This window comes from Enterobacter cloacae, assembly GCF_011078175.1.
GTDB classification, from domain to species: domain Bacteria; phylum Pseudomonadota; class Gammaproteobacteria; order Enterobacterales; family Enterobacteriaceae; genus Enterobacter; species Enterobacter cloacae_Q.
Window position 1 is genome coordinate 242,836 of record NZ_JAALCJ010000004.1, and the last position, 18,481, is coordinate 261,316.

Here is an 18,481-nt window from a genome sequence, read left to right on the forward strand (position 1 = left end):
AAGTAACAAAGTGATTTTTGGTCAAATTTTGACATTCCTCGATTCAGCAACTAACCAGAATTTGCGCTAATGGGAAGTTATCAAAAGTCATGGATGCTAAACGCTGCAACGTGTAATTTATGACTTCAATATTTTCCGAGGTTCCCATGAAAATTAAGTTGTCCATTGTGACACTGGTTCTGCTGGCGTCCACTGGTACTGCGCCTGCTACTGGTGAAGGTGTATCTATGGCAGAGTATCAGGCTGTGAAAGCTGGTGCTATTTGTGCGTATATCGGAAACATGACCACTCCGAGACACCGCGCAAACGAGGTAATTGCTCAACTATTCGAAGATAACGTTATTGCATGGAAAGCTGTGAACGGGCGCATGTTGCCATACGAGTACAACCCCGCACCTGCAACGCTTGCTTCTGACTATGCCGTTTTCTACCAGCAATCTACCGCTGACACTGCTGATGAAATGGATGTCTCTCTTAAAAGTCAGGGTTTAAGTTACTCCCCTGAATCGTGGCAAACCGTAGCGGCTCAGTTTTGGGATTCTCGCAACTGTGACAGCGTAGTGAAGTCAAATCGATGAATCTCTCCCTAAACGCCTTCGTTCGAGCGCCAGTTCTGTGATCCGCCCTGATAAACGTGCATCAGCCGCCGAACGCTGCCCCTCACAGCGGCAGGTCGACAGGGACAAACCGGTAAGCCAGCAGGCACGACGTTGCGACAGACCGGTCGCATCTAACATAAACTCAACGGCTTCCCGCTTCTTGTCTATCGTCACTACTTTCACCCCATAGCCACCTGTAGTGCCTTCTTATCCACCATGGCTTCGATGAGGTTTAGAAGCACCTGAAGTTGCAGCGTGCTAAGAAGCAAAAAGCTATCCAGGCCCAGGTTTAGCCCCTGCCAATGATGAAACCACGAACAAATAAGGGGTTTTAATTACCCTATACATACATCGTGACGCAAAGACCCTGCGTAGACCCGATAATAAAGCTCATTAAGAACGCGCTTAAGTTACTGTTTATGATAGAGAAATAATAATAGAGGCTGGAGAAGTACATGCCGGTACTAAGTTTTCATATCATCAAAAGGACGAATTTGGCCGGCATGTACGTGGCTGCATGGCTATGCCTACCCAAGCGTAAGCGAAGCTTATGCCTTAATTTGAGGGGCTTTCAATTCTCTGCGTGGGGAGTACAACACATCGCGGACCACGATGAAATTTTCTTTGATCCATCGCGTAACTGCCTGAGGGTTAGTGCCCTGAGCTTTAGCAAAAAGAGCCTGATTTCCACCGTAATGAATAGCAATATAGTCTTTAACTGGCATGTTTAGCCTCCGATGTCGTTGCTTTGTTGTCTATAAGTCCGTTTAGAAGGCTGCTGCCCTAACATTGGTGCTGCATTTTATAAATGTGCTTTGCTCTCAAAGCACGTCCCGAAAGAGATCAGTAAAACACCACTAAATCGTCTACGTATAATCGGGTCTTAACAGACTGGTCGATCCGCCATTCAATAAAATCATCAAGGCCGGTTTCTTCCTGGTACTGCTCAAATGAAACATAAAAAGGAACAGCTTGCCTCCCCTCTCCGCGCTTTCTGAAGTCGATGGCTTTTTGACGCAATTCATCAAGGAGGCTATCGCGTCTTTGCATAAAACCGATCATTTTGGATGCGATATGTTCGGGAATAGCACTGCGCCCGGCTTCGTAGTATCGCCAGGTACGTGCCTCAACGTTCCCAATGTACTTAGCCGCTTCTGCCACCTCAAGGAACAGCATTTTTCTGCAAGCAAGCAGTGCAAGATTGTTCATTTTTCCCTCGCGTCTATATAAAAAAAGATGGAGTCATACAAACCACTCCCTCAGTTTTCTTACGCCGTCCTGGTATGTTGACTTATTGACGCCCGATATTACCTATCGTCTGACCACCTTACAAGTAATATGGAATACCAAATCGTGGAACAGTGACGTAAAACAGGATTTACACTCATCAATTCTGAATTTACAACGTCCTTAAGCATACCAGCTAAGATTTTAAAGGCGAAAAACACCTAAAAAGATACATGCCATTATAAAAAACGTTAATTTGTATGTAGTGATATTATCTTTTTAGCATCATTTTCTCGCGACAATCCAGGAACATTCTATATCAAGATATATCCCCCACCGACTCGGCACGTTTACCGCAGGCTGGAGTGTTTGCGCCCCTTGATGCTCCTCGGTCACTGGGAACGCCGGAAGTTCAGGACGCTGGATGTCTACCTGGTATGCGACAGCGATAAGCGCAAGACGCCTTGTTAATGACAAAGAAACATATAACCAGGAAGTCATGAATGACATTTTGTACTGAAATGGCTCCCCCGCGCGGGCTGGTAGCCAGGATGCCGACTGACGGCATTGATTATGAGGATGATAACGGCCGCGGTAGCTGATGAAGGTGGTCCAGTATGCCCGGTTCGGGGCGCCATTGTATTACCCGGATGAGACCCCCAACACTCCCGCAGCCAGAGTTTAAGGTTGACACACGGAGGGCATCGTTTTCAATCAATAATCTGGGTAAGAGACTGGTACCATGTATGGCCGGTTCCACATGAAAAATGCGAATCACAGTCCCAGTTTCTTGCCAGCTCCAGAATTTTTATCCGGTCCTGGAGCAAGCGCGCTTCAATCTCCTGAATGCTTATTATGTCCCTGGTATCTTATTTACCGTCATATCCATCCAGGTAAGTACGGCACAGGGCAACACCCAGCAGGTGCGCTTCACGCGGCGAAAGATAGCTTTCAAAATGCGTGCTCGGGTTATTACCGAAAGTCACATTAATCGCATCAGATGAGACAGCATTCTTACGAATCTCATCAGCCGTTTTCATCGCATGCTGAATGGTGATCCCCCGTGCTTTATCTGCTTTACCGGCCTCATACACTTCCCGGAAAACAGGCAGTATGGCTTTAATACTGTCAGCCTTATTCACGACCAGATTAGCGTCGTGAGTCTCCATGCCAGTCATCACATAATGACGGGCATTTACTTCCGGAGAAGAGTGAGCAGCACAACCTGTTAGCGCTGCGGCCAGCGTGGCCGCGATAAAGATTTCTTTCATTGTCGGTTACCCGTTTTACTTTATAAACAAAGGGCATTAACCCTCAAACAGCACCCAGGTAATGGCAGTACGCCAGCACCAGGATCATTACAGCCATACCAACCTAACAGCCCCGCGCATTGCGGGAGTTCCGGTGTTCGGCTTCCACCTACGTCTGTATCTGGGCCAGCACCTTAAAATTTTCGGAAGCAAGTCGCCTGGCTTTCCAGCCCAGCAAGGGGATGCCATCTTTTCTGGTAGTAGTTGTAGCCGTTAAGGTTCTTATGTTGGTTTGCCAAGTGAATTCCTTGATAGATAAGAGGCTCAGGGTCCCATCACGACAGATAAAAAAACCCCGCACGGGCGGGGCAGGCAGAGCCTGAACAGATAGGACTTATGTTGTCGAGTTATTATGGGGAGGTACTTAGAGCTGACACGTTGCCGCCACGATCACAGGGTCAGCAGTATCAAAGCCAACGGTGGACAAGTCTCCGCTGCGTATGCAGCGGGGGATGTAACCAGTGCTATCAGCACCGCTAATGCCACTTTGCATTTCATTTTCTGTTCCAGATTTCTTTTTCGTTGCCCACACGGGCGCCGGCATCCATTCGCTACTTTATGTACGGTTCTTACCCTCTAAAAAAGCCCCTTGGTGGAGAGGGGCAAAGTGATAGCAACTACATAATTTATGATGGTAGCGGTTGGATGGAGTCAACCAGAAAGCCTCGGCTGGCTTTGTGCTTGGCTCTAAAAAAGGCCCCTCGGCAACGGGGCACAATTAGATCAACTAAGCGCTTACAAATCATTCAAACAAACATTTCGAAGGTCGATTGGTTAAAGGCTGCCTTTCAGCAGCCTTTGGAGCTTACTTATTTAAACGAATAACCAACGCCTGCGTTCCAGCCCATGGCACCGTTAGTTGCGGTAACACCCGCTTTAACAGTTACGGCTTTGTTTTCGAACGGGTGAGCAGAAGCGCCTACAGCGATTGCGGATTCACCTTCATAACCGCCGAGAGCAGCAGCCACGCCGAAAGTATCATCCTGATTCAACTGCGGCAGACCGGCCAGGGCGTTAGCGCCAGCGATGCCGCGCATTGCTTTCTTCTCTACTTTGTCGATTTTCTTATCGATGTTAGAGAATTTCTGGTTGGTCTGAGCTTCGAACGCTGCCTGCTGCTGGCCCTGGGCCTGAATATCAGCGGTGTTCTGCGCTACGCGAGTATTGGTGTCGATCAGCGCCTGGCGGTTTGCTTCGGCATAAGCCTGAGCATCAGCAGCGCGTTTCTGAGCGTAAGCGCCAGTATTCTCAGCATGTTTCACACCATATTGCAGCTCAGTGAAGTGCTTATCTTCTGTTGCGGCCAGAGTGTTGTAATGATGCTGTTCAGTCGCAGCCATTTTGCTGATCTGCGGCTGTTCAGTTGCAACAACTTCTCCGGCTTTCTGATCTGCGTACACTTTTGCCTGAGCGTTAGAGGCAGCAGCATTCATTTTTGCCAGACGATCACCGTCATGCGCACTGGCTTTAACAGTCTCGATTGCAGTTTTGTTAACAGCAGCTTGAGTCAGAGCAGTATCGGCAGTGGTCTGTGCTTTGTGTGCGACATCAGATGCAGCCACCATCCCTCGGGTATTAGCGCTAACGATGGTTTTAACATCAGTGATGGCATTAGCATTTTTGTTGATCGCATCATCGCGAACAATGTTCTCAATCGCCTGTTTCTGCACAGTGCCGTTGAGAGCAGTAGTGAAGGAATCCAGGTTATGGATCTGGGCAGCGTTCTGTTTAGCACCGCTCAGGGCAGTTGCTTCAACTTCTGCGGCTTTCTGATCTGCGTACACTTTTGCCTGAGCGGTAGAAGCAGCAGCATTCATATTTGCCAGACGGTCACCGTCATGCGCGCCAGCTTTCAGCTCGTCAGTAGTAACGTGTGAATCAACAGTGACTACTTCGTTAGCAATAGTCGTGCTGGAGGTTTCCGGCTTAGCCTTGATCATTGGCGTAAATTGAGTCGGCTGCGGCACATTAGTTGCCACTACCAGTTGCGTCTCAACCGGCGTTCTCATAGGCGTCTTGTTAGCCTGAGCTTCTGCGGCATCTTTCACAGCTTCTATGTGCCTGGCGGTAGCATCAGCTACGTCCATCACGTTATTGCGTTTGTCGAAAGAATCGTGCATCAGGCTGACTTCAACACCTTCGTGACCACGGGCAACCTTGTGGGCAGTGGTGTCCAGCTTGGACGCACCCAGGGTGCTGATATCAGGGGAAGCCAGTTGAGCATCAGCCGCATCTTTCGCGGCTGCGATCTGTTTGGCGTTGGCATCAGCCACGTCCAGAACGTTGTTACGCTTGTCGAAGGAATCGTGCATCAGGCTGACTTCAACGCCTTCATGGCCACGGGCAACCTTGTGGGCAGTGGTGTTCAGCTTGGACGCACCCAGGGTGCTCACATCCGGGTTAGCCAGTTGAGCATCAGCCGCATCTTTCGCGGCTGCGATCTGTTTGGCGTTGGCATCAGCCACGTCCAGAACGTTGTTACGCTTGTCGAAAGAGTCATGCGTCAGGTCAACTACAACACCTTCATGGCCACGGGCAACCTTGTGGGCAGTGGTGTCCAGCTTGGACGCACCCAGGGTGCTCACGGCCGGGTTAGCCAGTTGAGCATCAGCCGCATCTTTCGCGGCTGCGATCTGTTTGGCGTTGGCATCAGCCACGTCCAGAACGTTGTTACGCTTGTCGAAGGAATCGTGCATCAGGCTGACTTCAACGCCTTCGTGACCACGAGCAACCTTGTGGGCAGTGGTGTTCAGCTTGGACGCACCCAGGGTGCTCACATCCGGGTGAGCCAGTTGAGCATCAGCCGCTTTCTTCGCTGCTGCGAAAGTTTTACGCGTCTGATATTTTGCTTCACTGTCTGCATCCAGCGTGGACGCTTTAGCGGTATCCAGAGCAGAAATCATTTGTTCTGCTTTTTCCTGCTGCTGGGCGGCCAGGGCAACGCCTTTAGCGGCTGCTGCGCGGTCAACTTGTGCAGACTGGATCTCGTTAACCACGTTGGTTTTGTGGTCGGCTTTGTCTGTCAGCAGATTCTGGCGGTCTGCCTGGTAATCTGCGGCGTAGACAGCGCCACGCTGAGCATTGCGGTCTGCTGCTGCCAGAGCATTGGCAGCTTTACGAGTCTGATATTTTGCTTCACTTTCTGCATCCAGCGCGGACGCTTTAGCGGTATCCAGGGCAGAAATCATTTGTTCTGCTTTTTCCTGCTGCTGAGCGGCCAGGGCAACGCCTTTAGCGGCTGCTGCGCGGTCAACCTGCGCAGACTGGATCTCGTTTACCACGTTGGTTTTGTGGTCGGCTTTGTCAGTCAGCAGATTCTGGCGGTCTGCCTGGTAATCTGCGGCGTAGACAGCGCCACGCTGAGCATTGCGGTCTGCTGCTGCCTGAGCATTGGCAGCTTTCCGAGTCTGATATTTTGCTTCGCTTTCTGCATCCAGCGCGGACGCTTTAGCCGTGTCCAGGGCAGAAATCATTTGTTCTGCTTTTTCCTGCTGCTGGGCGGCCAGGGCAACGCCTTTTTTAGCATCTTTAATTGCCTGCAAATCAATCGCTGCCTGACGTTCAACAGCGGTCGGCTCTTGAATCATCAGGGGAGTAGCTTTCACATCAGCTTTGCTCTGATTGGCTTTAGCCAGTGCATCGCGATCTGATTGCAGGATATCTGCTGTCGCCTGCACATCAGGAGAGTAACCATTTGGGAGCATATTCGGTTGAACTGATGTTCCGCCAGGGGTTTTACTTGCATCAGAAGGAACAGGAGCAGGGAAATAGAACAAAGTCTCAATCACCTGGCTTTTTGATGGCTCAGTGTAAAAACCCTGATCCCGAACATAAGCCTGACCATCCGCATCCAGTTCTTGCCACTTCTGATGCAATTCAGCGAATTTACCAATTTTATCAACATCATTTGCTTTTACATAGAGATCAAAAACCATGTTAAAGGTGTTCATCCTGTTTTGATCATATGCAAAAGCTGGTGATGCAGCCGAAGTCGCCATAGTAGCCAGTACGATGGCAGCGATTTTATTCAGTTTCATTTTCTAGTCTCGTTGGTCGCGTTTAGTCGGTAAGTCGGTTTTGTCGGTTACTGTTTGTCGGTTACTGGCTATAAGCCTTTTTTCTGCATCCATAGGCTCAGTGCTTCTGCCAGGATGTCCTGCTGTTTCATCCCGATCTGGGCGGAAACAACCTTCAGTTTTACTTTCAATGACTGGGGCAATTTCCCGGTAAAAACAACCAGATCGCTGGATGCGTTTACCGATACTGCCACCCCTGCCGCGTTTGCTTGTCTCATTTCAAAACTCTCATTCGCTTGGGTGGCTCTCGTTCCACATTTGGAACAGTGTAAGGACGAGGCGGATATTACTGGTAAGATAGTAACGCTAGCAAGCCCTTTTTTTGATGTATTTTCGCGGTCCGAATCAAACACGTGCTAAGTCATTATATCGACTCGTATTTAGCTTAAGAAAATTTACAAAACCGCTTCATCCCCAGAAATACAGGCTCTTATGGATATGGACAGCATTTATTGCAACATGGATAATTCTGCTACATAGAGCCGACCTTCATTCGAAATGTGATAAGCATCACTTTGTTGCAATTCATTTACATGTTCCACTAAGGAAATTAACTTTTATCTTTTTTGCTGCATTTCAGAAAGCCGCATTTTTCGGGTGTCGAGGGGTTAATCATCGATAACCATGGAGAGGGGTAAGACGATGACTTTCTCTGAGCCGGAGTCAAAGCGCATCGGACGGTTGTCGTTATTGGTAGCGGAAGGGAGTCGTTTAAGCTGACTGCGCAGATCGTTGGAAAATGGATAATTTTATAGCGATTTCATGAGGTTAGTGTTACATGGGGCAAAGGCGATAATCGCCCGATTGGCGTCGATGGCGACCCCATGCGTTCGCAGGGCGGCCTGAGCTTTGGGACGGTCCACCAGATCGTTATCGGATTTTCCCAGCACCATCAGGCAGGCTGACAGACGGTATATGTCCGCATCTGGCAGTTGATAAGGCTCGACATCAGCACCGATGGCACCGTGGATAAATCTTCTTTTTCGACCTGCGAAATATGTTCATCCCGCTCAGAGGACTTGAGCGTATCAAGCGCGGCGGCTTATGCAGGGAGATTGTCGCGAGTCAGGCACCAGTCATCAGCGTCGCGCACTGGTCGGCCATACGCTGGGAATGGAAGAAGGCCGCACCTGCCTTTTTTAAGACGCCGAAAATGTCCATGAGCATTTTTGCCATGGATAACGCTCGGGTCACCAGACGAGTCGAAAGACCTTCCCACGATTTAACGCGGTGAAAGTCTTCCTCCAGTTCAGCCCAGTTATCGACCTTGCGCAGATAGGGAGGAAGCATTTCAAGCCGGATCAGGCTTTAGCATCCACCTGCTTCGAAAGCAAGTTGCTGAACCCGGCTTCGCCATGGCGAAACGATTGTGGATAGTGGCGTAAGTGGTGGCCGCACATAAAGGGCACACATCAATGATGATATCCGTGTAACAGAGGATATTTTCGAGACGGCCAACAACGGTCGTAACGCTCATTTCATAAGGTGCTGGCGACAGATGTAGGGTGTCAGGCCGATGTCGGTGAGCTTGCAGGAGCTTTATATAATGAGCTGAACGCCGAGCGCGAGGGTCATCGTCAAATCATTTACCACCCCCGACGTTTACGGTTGGGGGGCGGAAAGATACAAAACCTTAATCTTCCTGGTTGCTGGCTTCGTTACGCTGGCGATTAATGCGACGCGCCTCATTGCGACGTTCGCGGCGCTGGCGTTCTTCTTCGCGTAGTCTTTCGGCCTCCTGTGCTTTAATTCGTTCTCTCTCACGTGGAGGGAGGTCCTCAAACGCCTTCTCTTCGGATTTTTTGGCTTCTTCAATTTCAAGCAAGGCCTGAAACATTAGATCAACGATACCTATAGACTTGGGCACACGTTTTTCCCACCGTTCCGGCGTCGTGCGGCTAATCCCGGCGTTACGGCAAAGCTGGGTAATGTTCGTACCCGCTGCTTTAGCGCGCTGCTTGATAGTTTCCACGCGACGGTAAAACTCCGCTTCAAAGCTGTCATCGCTTTTCGATGTATCCATGGGTTTACCCTCATTCAATTTTCTCACTATTTCTTTTACCATATTTGCATAATATCTCATAGTCCATTGCAGAAATCCTTTCATTAAAGCACCTCAAAAATGCATATTTTTGCAGTGTTCCAATTGCATTCCAGAAGACCTTTATGGGAAAAAATTTAGCTGCATAATTCGTTCGCATGCTAACGAGAATATATTATGAGTTAGGAGATGCCTGGAGTAGTAGTTCTGCTAAATGACCAATACCATAGTTTATATGACGACGAGTGATTCGCACCTGGACCTTATCGCTAAAATTCACCGCTTCGCTACCGGCACAAATAGCTGTACCTGACAGGGATCCGTAAAAAGACCCAAGCGATAAAGGGTGGCACCGCTAGCTATGCTAGTAACACTCCAGCCAATCGAGTTTGAAAGCGCGTAATTCTTAGCCGTGAGGTGATTCGCTAAATCTAAACCAACAAAGAGGACTGGACCGAATGTGAAAAAGTACATGCTAAAATGACCATCATCACGAGGGATGCTTAAGACAACATTCTCCTCTGCGTAATCATATCCTGGCGCATCCCGAAGCCTCTCGCCTGCTCTCCAACATCCGCGTAGAGCAATCAATTTTCAGCAAGATGGTCGCACCGAAGAAATGCGTTCTCGATCAGGAAAAGCGAGAGATGCATTAAGCATGGTTAAAAGGCAGCCAGTCGTACTGACACGGGACTTCTTGTACTTGCTCAATTTGAAATCAACCGAGGACGCTAACAAGGATACTTTTGACCGCAGCGTCGATATCGGTCAGGATCAATACGAACGAATGAGACGAATCGCCAACCTCGAAGCCCTGTACTATTCCTGTAACAGTCGGCGAACAGGATTAAGCAAACAAAAAATCAAATAAGTCCCAGGCTCAACCTGAGCCAGAAAAGGCTGATCCACCCCTGGCTGCATCCGCTATCGCAAAAGCCTTGCTGGACGCCCGACAAGACAACACGCCGCCAGTGGATGACGCCAAGTACCAGAAGTTTCTGGAAAGCGGCAGCAGCGCTGTCAGCAATCCCTCTGTTATTAATTAAGAAACAATAAAATAACAAAATATGAACTGGCCGCTACGCTTGCGCAGGAGCATTAACTTTGCAAAGCTCAGGTGAACAATTTGCTGGATGCCTATGTGGCGATGCTGAAAGCAGATCTGATTGCTCCGAGGCTGACAGTGGTAAATGGCACTGGCCGTCTTAAAATGGCTGAGCGCGTGCCAGTCCTGGGCCTTAACCCTTCCACAGACGAAGCGATCCCTATCTATTTCTCTAAATTGGTAAAACTGCTGGTAACATCAGATTTAAAAAAGCCGTTAACGCCCAGGTGAATTCTTTCTATAATTCAAGTCTCTCTGGGCACTTTTTGTTTATATGGGATTTGTCTCACGATCTTTTTTGATAACCTTCAAATGAGGAATATGATAGCTGACATACATTCCGTGCGCCTTTTTGCATCCCAGGAATTTTTATAGAAACTATACTCGCAGCGCTTCTGACCGGCTGCTTCACTGAGGCAAGCCACATTCATGATATCTGCTATCTGGCAGAGAAATTCATCGGGCAACGATGAGTGCCGCTGCTGATAAACAGGCTATCGAAAATCAGCGGGTTTTATTTGATAAGTCATCCAGTGACACATCGCGCCACTCGCACAAACGCCATTAATCAGGAACCGACAATGAACAAAACTACATTGGGTAGAGTTATTTTAGCCCTCAGCGTGACTGCTGCATCTATGTCTCCGGCGTTCGCCATCAGCGAAAAATATCGCCACCAGCTTGAGCAAAGCGGCAAAACCCAGATGGATGAGCTGGCAGAGCCGGTTCATCCGAACACACCGAATATGAGCAAAGGCCTTACAACCTATTCCGATAAAATGCTGGAAGTTCAGGCGGACAGCTCCTGCCAGGTAAAGAAAGTCAATGGCTTCGCACCGAAACACATAAAGCACGTTAAGAAGAATATGGACGAAGTACAGACTCAAATGGGCGCGACGCTCTCTGTTCTGTATACCGGCACAGGCTGTGATATCACCTGGACAAATGAGCAGGGTCAGTCTGGCATTCTGAAAGCTCAGTAACCGCCCTCAGGCCCCTATCAAGGGGTTTTTTACTAAAAAGAACATGAAACATAACGATGCTGCATTATTCACAGCAACGCTGGCAGGCCTTTACGCTTTGCCAGGTGGCAAGACTTATACTGCCGATTTTGAAGAAGAATAAAAGCATGACTGGATTGATCGGTTTGTAAAACTGATTCACGTGGACCTGACTGGTTTAATTTTTCCTGGCTCGATTATCCCAAGCATCACGATCAGAAGGCCCGTAACCGGGGAATACAAGATAAAGAAGACGTCCTGCGTCTTAAATACCATTATCCGACAAATAAACCATGAAACTGAAAATATCGGCGCTGCTGGCGCTGACAACAACAACCGGAGCGCATGCTGACCGAATAATTCGCGTTGAAAACGCGTGTCCGAAATTGTTTTCTCTGAAAACTGCATCTGAATGCACTGGCGAAACGCGGGAAAAATTCGGTCACGGGTTTGTGCTGACGCATAACCTGTCTGTCATCTTGCAAGGCGGCTAATACGAGGCTGGTGCGCTGATGACCGATAAAATGAGCAATTCAACGAGGCTCTGGTCCATGACAGCACGCTGGGCAGTAACAGTCCCTGAGCGATCGCTAAGATTTTGTTTCATCTTACATTACTGCTGATGTAGTCGCAGCGCCGCTGTACGGCCCGGCTTACATAATAAAGAAGATATTGTTGTTTAGCATGACCCACCATCATGCTAAAGCTGAACGGTTAAAAGTTGAATTTATTAACTCCCTGAGGTGGTCGGATATGTTTTAAAGATGTTTTCGAACGGTTGTGGCATCGCTTTTTATATAAATAAAGTATAAACGACACACATAAAAAAGGATGCACCTATATGTTCCTCATTAGGAAAGGAGGAAGATACCGTTCCTCCAATGAGCTATCTACCAGGGACTTTATGAAAAAACTTATTATTGCAGTTTTGGCCGCCGGGGTTTTATCAGGTTGCGCTCAACAGACTTTCAAAATCAATAATGGCGTGGCTACAACGCCGACTGAAGAAGTTAAACAGTCTTTCTTTATCAACGGCTTAGGTCAGTCTCAAACGCTTGATGCGGCACAAGTTTGTGGTGGTAGCGATAAAGTGATTCGAACCGAAGTTCAGGAGTCTGGAATGGACGTTTTGTTGCGTATCGTAAGTCTTGGCATTTACACACCACGTGAGGCTCGCGTTTATTGTGCAAAGTAATACCGCTATTGACTATAGATGCTATGGCGCTTCACATACCTAAGAAACTGCGTTAACCTTGCCGCGTGAAACGTTTAGTTGGTTTCTTGTCGGTTACTGGCTAACGGAAAAGGCCCATCAGAAATGATGGGCCTTTTTTCCTCTGTGCTTCCACCGATTTAATGTTTAATCAGAGCCTACAGGGTCAGAGGCAGGGAAGGAGCAGATAGCGCCTCAGGGGTATTGATGTTTACAGGTGTCAATGTCGGTTGGCACGTTCAGCCGCTGCAATAACTTGCATTGCGACAATTAATGTTTTCAGGTCTGAACGCTAAATAACCTGACGGTCAAGAATGCTGTCTACACATCCAGTAGAGGTCAAACGGTTAAGGATTGCTGCTGCCTCTTCATGCCTCTGTCTCGACATCCTGTCGATACTTTCTAACATGATTGGCGTCCCCTCTGGATAAGTACCCGCTTCTACTTCTTCCATCATTCGCTTTAATGTCCTCGTCAGAAGGTTTTTACCTGCCCAACCTGAAAGCCCCTACCCGTATAATATTTGACCTCACACACTCTCCCGTGACGAGTTTTCTGGTCATCTACTCATTTATTAATTAGGCTTTTCTGACGATGAATGGTGGAATCTGTACCCTTGAGTTTGACGAGTAACGCATGTACCCGATAGCAATACGCATAGCTTTAAATCTTTTGAATCGCCCTATAGGGGACATTAAATGAGCAATACTCGTAAATACCACAATAACTCTAAAACTTCTTTTAGAAAACAACGGGTTGAGAGATTCAGCTCGCGACAAATCATCAGAAGAACGCCAGAACCCCAGCCAACGCGGGTCATACTGTTCAATAAACCCTACGACGTATTGCCGCAGTTTACCGACGAGGCCGGGCGCAGCACGCTGAAGGATTTTATCCCTGTACAGGGAGTCTACGCGGCCGGGCGTCTGGATCGTGACAGCGAAGGGTTGCTGGTACTCACCAATGACGGCGTGCTCCAGGCCAGGCTCACTCAGCCGGGCAAACGTACCGGAAAAATTTACTTTGTGCAGGTTGAAGGCGAGCCGGACGACGCGTCGCTGGCTAAATTGCGCAACGGCGTAACGCTGAACGACGGTCCCACCCTGCCGGCTGGTATTGAGCGTGTGAATGAGCCCGAGTGGCTGTGGCCGCGTAATCCGCCGATTCGTGAACGCAAATCGATCCCCACCAGCTGGCTTAAAATCACCCTTTATGAAGGCCGCAACCGACAGGTCAGGCGCATGACTGCGCATGTGGGCTTCCCTACCCTGCGACTCATTCGCTACGCCATGGGCAGCTACACGCTGGACGCGCTGGCAAACGGAGAATGGCGTGACGTTACCCCTAAGGAGAAGTGATGTTTAAACCGCATGTTACTGTCGCCTGCGTGGTCCACGCGCAGGGGAAATTCCTGGTGGTGGAAGAGACCATCAACGGCAAAGCGCTGTGGAACCAGCCTGCCGGGCATCTTGAAGCCAATGAAACCTTACTCCAGGCGGCAAAGCGCGAGCTGTGGGAGGAGACGGGTATCCGCGCTGAACCGCAGCATTTTATCCGTATGCATCAGTGGATAGCGCCTGACCACACGCCTTTCCTGCGCTTTTTATTCGCCGTTGAGCTTAACGATACGTGCGCCACTGAACCCCACGACGACGATATCGATCGCTGCCTGTGGGTGACTGCCGAGGAGATCCTGAACGCGCCAAACCTGCGCTCGCCGCTGGTTGCCGAAAGCATCCGCTGCTGGCAGTCGGCGGGTCGCCTGCCGCTGGACGTCATTGGAGAATTTAACTGGCCGTTTACAGAGGGTGCCAACGGTGGGGGGGCGTGATAGAATACGCCGCCTTGAAGTTCAATGTCGTGAGTATTCCATGTCAGATAACAGCCAGAAAAAAGTGATCGTCGGCATGTCCGGCGGTGTCGATTCCTCCGTTTCCGCCTACCTGTTACAGCAACAGGGCTATAAGGTGGAGGGCCTGTTCATGAAGAACTGGGAGGAAGACGATGGCGAGGAATACTGCACTGCCGCTGCGGATCTCGCCGATGCGCAGGCCGTGTGCGATAAGCTCGGCATCGAACTGCACACCGTTAACTTTGCCGCAGAATACTGGGACAACGTTTTTGAACTCTTCCTCGAAGAGTACAAAGCGGGCCGCACGCCAAACCCGGATATCCTGTGCAACAAAGAGATCAAATTCAAAGCCTTCCTCGAGTTTGCCGCAGAAGACCTGGGCGCAGACTACATTGCGACCGGCCACTACGTGCGTCGCGCAGACGTGAACGGCAAAAGCCAGCTGCTGCGCGGCCTGGACGGCAACAAAGATCAGAGCTATTTCCTCTACACGCTGAGCCACGAACAGATTGCCCAGAGCCTGTTCCCGGTCGGCGAGCTGGAAAAGCCGGAAGTGCGCAAAATTGCCGAAGAGTTGGATCTGATCACCGCGAAGAAGAAAGACTCCACCGGCATCTGCTTTATCGGCGAGCGTAAATTCCGCGAGTTCCTGGGACGTTACCTGCCTGCACAGCCGGGCAAAATCGTCACCGTTGACGGTGATGAGATTGGTCAGCACCAGGGGCTGATGTACCACACTCTCGGCCAGCGTAAAGGTCTGGGTATCGGCGGCACCAAAGAGGGCAGCGAAGATCCGTGGTACGTGGTCGACAAAGACGTCGAAAACAATATTCTGGTTGTGGCTCAGGGGCACGACCACCCGCGCCTGATGTCCGTTGGGCTGATCGCGCAACAGCTGCACTGGGTCGATCGCGAGCCGCTGAAAGGCACGCTGCGCTGCACTGTGAAAACGCGCTACCGCCAGACGGACATCCCTTGCACCGTAACCGCACTGGATGACGATCGTATTGACGTGCGTTTCGACGAGCCGGTTTCCGCCGTTACCCCTGGCCAGTCTGCTGTTTTTTACAGCGGCGACATTTGCCTCGGCGGTGGGATCATTGAACAGCGCCTGCCGCTGCCTGCTGTTTAAACCGTTTGCACACATAAAGGAGACCGTGTGGCGAAGAACTATTACGACATCACCCTGGCGCTGGCGGGAATTTGCCAGTCAGCCCGTCTGGTGCAACAGCTGGCGCATCAGGGTCATTGCGACGCTGATGCCCTGCACGTTTCACTCAACAGCGTTATCGATTTAAACCCAGGCTCCACGCTGGGCGTCTTTGGCGGGAGTGAAACCAATCTTCGTCTCGGTCTTGAAACTCTGCTCGGCGTGCTCAACGCCAGCAACCGTCAGGGGTTAAACGCGGAACTGACCCGCTACACCTTAAGCCTGATGGTGCTGGAACGTAAGCTGAACGCGGCAAAAGGCGCAATGAATACCCTGGGCGATCGCATCGCCGGGCTACAGCGCCAGCTCGACCACTTTGACCTCCAGTCTGAGACCCTGCTGAGCGCGATGGCCGGTATCTACGTTGACGTGATTAGTCCGCTCGGCCCACGTATTCAGGTCACCGGTTCGCCTGCCGTATTGCAAAGCCCACAGGTACAGGCGAAGGTACGCGCCTCGCTGCTGGCAGGCATTCGTGCCGCCGTGCTGTGGCAACAGGTCGGCGGTGGCCGCCTACAGTTAATGTTTTCTCGTCATCGCCTGACGACTCAGGCAAAACAAATTCTTGCTCATTGTTAACCTCCCGGAGTTGCGAATTATGGAATTATCCTCACTGACCGCCGTATCCCCTGTCGATGGACGCTACGGCGATAAAGTCAGCGCGCTGCGCGGGATCTTCAGCGAATATGGCCTGCTGAAGTTCCGTGTTCAGGTTGAAGTACGCTGGCTGCAAAAGCTGGCCGCCCAGACAGCAATCAAGGAAGTTCCTGCTTTTGACGCAGAGGCAAACGATTACCTTGATAAAATCGTTGCTGAGTTCAGCGAAGAAGATGCCGCGCGCATTAAAACTATCGAACGTACTACCAACCACGACGTGAAAGCGGTTGAGTACTTCCTGAAAGAGAAAGTGGAAAGTGTTCCTGCCCTGCACGCGGTTTCTGAATTTATTCACTTCGCCTGTACGTCTGAAGATATCAACAACCTGTCCCACGCGCTGATGCTCTCTACCGCGCGCCAGGAAGTCGTGCTGCCTTACTGGCGTAAAATCATTGACGCGGTGAAAGCGCTGTCCGTGGAATACCGGGACATTCCGCTGCTGTCCCGTACTCACGGCCAGCCAGCAACCCCATCCACCATGGGTAAAGAAATGGCGAACGTGGCGTACCGCATGGAACGCCAGTATCGTCAGCTGGAGCAGGTTGAGATCCTCGGCAAAATCAACGGCGCGGTAGGTAACTACAACGCCCACATCGCCGCTTACCCGGAAGTGGACTGGCACCAGTTCAGCGAAGAGTTTGTGACGTCTCTGGGGATCCAGTGGAACCCTTACACCACCCAGATTGAGCCGCACGACTACATCGCCGAGCTGTTTGACTGCATTGCGCGCTTCAACACCATCCTGATCGACTTCGATCGTGACGTATGGGGTTACATCGCCCTGAACCACTTCAAGCAGAAGACCATCGCCGGAGAAATCGGTTCGTCCACCATGCCGCACAAAGTGAACCCAATCGACTTTGAAAACTCCGAAGGTAACCTGGGTCTGGCAAATGCCGTATTGCAGCATATGGCGAGCAAGCTGCCGGTATCCCGCTGGCAGCGCGATTTGACTGACTCCACGGTGCTGCGTAACCTGGGCGTAGGTATTGGCTACGCGCTGATTGCATACCAGTCCACCCTGAAAGGTGTGAGCAAGCTGGAAGTTAACCGCGACCGTCTGCTGGACGAACTGGACCACAACTGGGAAGTGCTGGCAGAGCCGATTCAGACCGTGATGCGTCGTTATGGCATCGAAAAACCGTACGAGAAACTCAAAGAGCTGACCCGCGGTAAACGCGTTGATGCTGAAGGTATGAAACAGTTTATCGACGGTCTGGCGCTGCCAGAAGAAGAAAAAACGCGCCTGAAAGAGATGACCCCGGCAAACTACATTGGCCGCGCCATTACCATGGTTGACGAGCTGAAGTAAACGCCCTCCCCCTTTCCATCCGGAAAGGGGGCTGCTATTCATTATTGTGTCGACGTTTTCATGCCCCGTTACGGGCTTTGCCGGGATTAAAGCCTGCTGTCAGATTGATTGTTATTTTTCGTCGAGGAATAACTTTCCGGAATATATCGCTTTAAGCCGAACGGGCACAGCCTGAACTGGCACGGGGTTTCAACCGTGCATGGCCGATCCATCTCCTGCCGGTTTCCTGGACACGCGTTTTTCTGTTTGAACCCCATCCAGCCTATTGATGTAAAGGGCATTGCCTGCGCTATCCAGACTCTTCGGCGTCGATCGTTAATCAGGATCCCCTGGCTTGAGGTGGTGATGATTTCACCTGTACGAACGTAATAATCTCCCTTTAACCACAGGATATAATTCAGGCCATACTGTGTTTCAACCTTACAAAAGAGAGTACCGCTTTCCGGGCTCGCAATAGTCTCAACAACCTTCCATTCCATAAATGCCTCTTTACTCGATAAATTGCTGTTTTGTTGTGTAAAAATGCTGATTTACTGGTACATATTATGCGGATCTAATTTCGCACCATAAAATAAGCGTAGACAAAGATGGATAGATCGAAAACATCCTTACAAAAAAAAGGGCAATATTTACAAAACTTGTGCGCAGCTTAAGTCCCTCGCGAGATTTGTCCCCCCTCAATGCCCGTTCTGACAAAAATGCCGCGCGCCCTCAACAGTTAATAAACAGATGGCTGTTTTATCCGGAATGCGGAAGCTTGCGAAAACAAGTCGGTTTATATTACTCGCGCTTTTTTAGGGCATGAAAAAACCATTTAATTTCATCGCGCTGGTGTCAACCTGAATAATCAGCGTTAAACTATTCATACTATTTATAAA

18 protein-coding genes and 1 pseudogene are annotated in these 18,481 nt (G+C 50.0%); 10 read left to right on the top strand and 9 right to left on the bottom strand.

The window, feature by feature from the left end:
• The first annotated feature begins 146 nt into the window (after nt 1-146).
• The gene (locus tag G6Q29_RS10860) at nt 147-578 is read left to right on the top strand and encodes a hypothetical protein (RefSeq protein ID WP_165465608.1); all 432 of its coding nucleotides are present in this window, start codon (nt 147-149) and stop codon (nt 576-578) included.
• A 6-nt stretch (nt 579-584) separates the two neighbouring features.
• Here G6Q29_RS10860 and G6Q29_RS10865 read toward each other — a convergent pair.
• From G6Q29_RS10865 to G6Q29_RS10900, 8 genes and pseudogenes are all read right to left on the bottom strand, one after another.
• A pseudogene (locus G6Q29_RS10865) lies at nt 585-829 on the bottom strand (IS3 family transposase); the annotation flags it as partial.
• A 318-nt stretch (nt 830-1,147) separates the two neighbouring features.
• Complete coding sequence (locus G6Q29_RS10870) at nt 1,148-1,324, bottom strand: hypothetical protein (protein ID WP_165465609.1); 177 nt, start codon at nt 1,322-1,324, stop codon at nt 1,148-1,150.
• Between the two features lie 118 nt (nt 1,325-1,442).
• Nucleotides 1,443-1,808 carry a DUF1870 family protein gene (locus G6Q29_RS10875; protein ID WP_165465610.1) on the bottom strand — a complete coding sequence of 122 codons (366 nt, stop codon included), beginning with the start codon at nt 1,806-1,808 and terminating at the stop codon, nt 1,443-1,445.
• Nucleotides 1,809-2,695: 887 nt separating this feature from the next.
• Nucleotides 2,696-3,097 (bottom strand): Exc2 family lipoprotein, encoded by a 402-nt coding sequence (locus tag G6Q29_RS10880; RefSeq protein ID WP_165465611.1) that lies wholly within the window; start codon nt 3,095-3,097, stop codon nt 2,696-2,698.
• An 848-nt stretch (nt 3,098-3,945) separates the two neighbouring features.
• On the bottom strand, nt 3,946-7,173 hold the full coding sequence (locus tag G6Q29_RS10885; RefSeq protein ID WP_165470168.1) for a YadA C-terminal domain-containing protein: 3,228 nt from the start codon (nt 7,171-7,173) through the stop codon (nt 3,946-3,948).
• Between the two features lie 68 nt (nt 7,174-7,241).
• Nucleotides 7,242-7,565: a hypothetical protein gene (locus G6Q29_RS10890; protein ID WP_165465613.1), complete on the bottom strand. Its 324-nt coding sequence runs from the start codon at nt 7,563-7,565 to the stop codon at nt 7,242-7,244.
• A gap of 712 nt (nt 7,566-8,277) precedes the next feature.
• On the bottom strand, nt 8,278-8,502 hold the full coding sequence (locus tag G6Q29_RS10895; protein WP_165465614.1) for a hypothetical protein: 225 nt from the start codon (nt 8,500-8,502) through the stop codon (nt 8,278-8,280).
• Between the two features lie 343 nt (nt 8,503-8,845).
• The gene (locus G6Q29_RS10900; RefSeq protein WP_165465615.1) at nt 8,846-9,319 is read right to left on the bottom strand and encodes a hypothetical protein; all 474 of its coding nucleotides are present in this window, start codon (nt 9,317-9,319) and stop codon (nt 8,846-8,848) included.
• 1,051 nt (nt 9,320-10,370) lie between these two features.
• On the opposite strand from G6Q29_RS10900, the gene G6Q29_RS10905 reads away from it, so the two are divergent.
• From G6Q29_RS10905 to purB, 9 genes are all read left to right on the top strand, one after another.
• The gene (locus G6Q29_RS10905) at nt 10,371-10,589 is read left to right on the top strand and encodes a hypothetical protein (protein WP_278186974.1); all 219 of its coding nucleotides are present in this window, start codon (nt 10,371-10,373) and stop codon (nt 10,587-10,589) included.
• 350 nt (nt 10,590-10,939) lie between these two features.
• Nucleotides 10,940-11,341: a hypothetical protein gene (locus G6Q29_RS10910; RefSeq protein WP_165465617.1), complete on the top strand. Its 402-nt coding sequence runs from the start codon at nt 10,940-10,942 to the stop codon at nt 11,339-11,341.
• A gap of 311 nt (nt 11,342-11,652) precedes the next feature.
• A complete protein-coding gene (locus G6Q29_RS10915; RefSeq protein ID WP_165465618.1) occupies nt 11,653-11,853 on the top strand; it encodes a hypothetical protein in 201 nt (66 codons plus the stop codon).
• Between the two features lie 410 nt (nt 11,854-12,263).
• Nucleotides 12,264-12,554 (top strand): Bor family protein, encoded by a 291-nt coding sequence (locus G6Q29_RS10920; RefSeq protein WP_165465619.1) that lies wholly within the window; start codon nt 12,264-12,266, stop codon nt 12,552-12,554.
• A gap of 716 nt (nt 12,555-13,270) precedes the next feature.
• Nucleotides 13,271-13,930 carry a 23S rRNA pseudouridine(2457) synthase RluE gene (rluE, locus tag G6Q29_RS10925; RefSeq protein ID WP_165465620.1) on the top strand — a complete coding sequence of 220 codons (660 nt, stop codon included), beginning with the start codon at nt 13,271-13,273 and terminating at the stop codon, nt 13,928-13,930.
• Nucleotides 13,930-14,403, top strand: a complete 474-nt coding sequence (locus G6Q29_RS10930) for an NUDIX hydrolase (protein ID WP_165465621.1) — start codon at nt 13,930-13,932, stop codon at nt 14,401-14,403. The genes rluE and G6Q29_RS10930 overlap by 1 nt, the downstream gene beginning before the upstream one ends.
• A 40-nt stretch (nt 14,404-14,443) precedes the next feature.
• Nucleotides 14,444-15,556, top strand: coding sequence for a tRNA 2-thiouridine(34) synthase MnmA (mnmA, locus tag G6Q29_RS10935; RefSeq protein WP_165465622.1), 1,113 nt, complete (start codon nt 14,444-14,446; stop codon nt 15,554-15,556).
• Between the two features lie 27 nt (nt 15,557-15,583).
• Nucleotides 15,584-16,213, top strand: coding sequence for a high frequency lysogenization protein HflD (hflD, locus tag G6Q29_RS10940; RefSeq protein ID WP_006809213.1), 630 nt, complete (start codon nt 15,584-15,586; stop codon nt 16,211-16,213).
• 19 nt (nt 16,214-16,232) lie between these two features.
• On the top strand, nt 16,233-17,603 hold the full coding sequence (gene purB, locus G6Q29_RS10945) for an adenylosuccinate lyase (protein ID WP_165465623.1): 1,371 nt from the start codon (nt 16,233-16,235) through the stop codon (nt 17,601-17,603).
• 86 nt (nt 17,604-17,689) lie between these two features.
• Here the strand turns inward: purB and G6Q29_RS10950 are convergent, their stop codons facing one another.
• A complete protein-coding gene (locus G6Q29_RS10950) occupies nt 17,690-18,082 on the bottom strand; it encodes a hypothetical protein (protein WP_207309790.1) in 393 nt (130 codons plus the stop codon).
• Nucleotides 18,083-18,481 lie beyond the last annotated feature (399 nt).

Excerpts from the sequence above, each read along its gene's own strand:
- G6Q29_RS10860 (WP_165465608.1), top strand. The coding sequence starts at position 147 with ATGAAAATTAAGTTGTCCATTGTGACACTGGTTCTGCTGGCGTCCACT.
- G6Q29_RS10895 (WP_165465614.1), bottom strand. The coding sequence starts at position 8,502 with ATGCTTCCTCCCTATCTGCGCAAGGTCGATAACTGGGCTGAACTGGAG.
- G6Q29_RS10880 (WP_165465611.1), bottom strand. The coding sequence starts at position 3,097 with ATGAAAGAAATCTTTATCGCGGCCACGCTGGCCGCAGCGCTAACAGGT.
- G6Q29_RS10900 (WP_165465615.1), bottom strand. The coding sequence starts at position 9,319 with ATGAAAGGATTTCTGCAATGGACTATGAGATATTATGCAAATATGGTA.
- G6Q29_RS10950 (WP_207309790.1), bottom strand. The coding sequence starts at position 18,082 with ATGGAATGGAAGGTTGTTGAGACTATTGCGAGCCCGGAAAGCGGTACT.
- G6Q29_RS10870 (WP_165465609.1), bottom strand. The coding sequence starts at position 1,324 with ATGCCAGTTAAAGACTATATTGCTATTCATTACGGTGGAAATCAGGCT.
- G6Q29_RS10930 (WP_165465621.1), top strand. The coding sequence starts at position 13,930 with ATGTTTAAACCGCATGTTACTGTCGCCTGCGTGGTCCACGCGCAGGGG.
- G6Q29_RS10875 (WP_165465610.1), bottom strand. The coding sequence starts at position 1,808 with ATGAACAATCTTGCACTGCTTGCTTGCAGAAAAATGCTGTTCCTTGAG.
- G6Q29_RS10920 (WP_165465619.1), top strand. The coding sequence starts at position 12,264 with ATGAAAAAACTTATTATTGCAGTTTTGGCCGCCGGGGTTTTATCAGGT.
- rluE (WP_165465620.1), top strand. The coding sequence starts at position 13,271 with ATGAGCAATACTCGTAAATACCACAATAACTCTAAAACTTCTTTTAGA.
- G6Q29_RS10910 (WP_165465617.1), top strand. The coding sequence starts at position 10,940 with ATGAACAAAACTACATTGGGTAGAGTTATTTTAGCCCTCAGCGTGACT.
- G6Q29_RS10915 (WP_165465618.1), top strand. The coding sequence starts at position 11,653 with ATGAAACTGAAAATATCGGCGCTGCTGGCGCTGACAACAACAACCGGA.
- purB (WP_165465623.1), top strand. The coding sequence starts at position 16,233 with ATGGAATTATCCTCACTGACCGCCGTATCCCCTGTCGATGGACGCTAC.
- G6Q29_RS10885 (WP_165470168.1), bottom strand. The coding sequence starts at position 7,173 with ATGAAACTGAATAAAATCGCTGCCATCGTACTGGCTACTATGGCGACT.
- mnmA (WP_165465622.1), top strand. The coding sequence starts at position 14,444 with ATGTCAGATAACAGCCAGAAAAAAGTGATCGTCGGCATGTCCGGCGGT.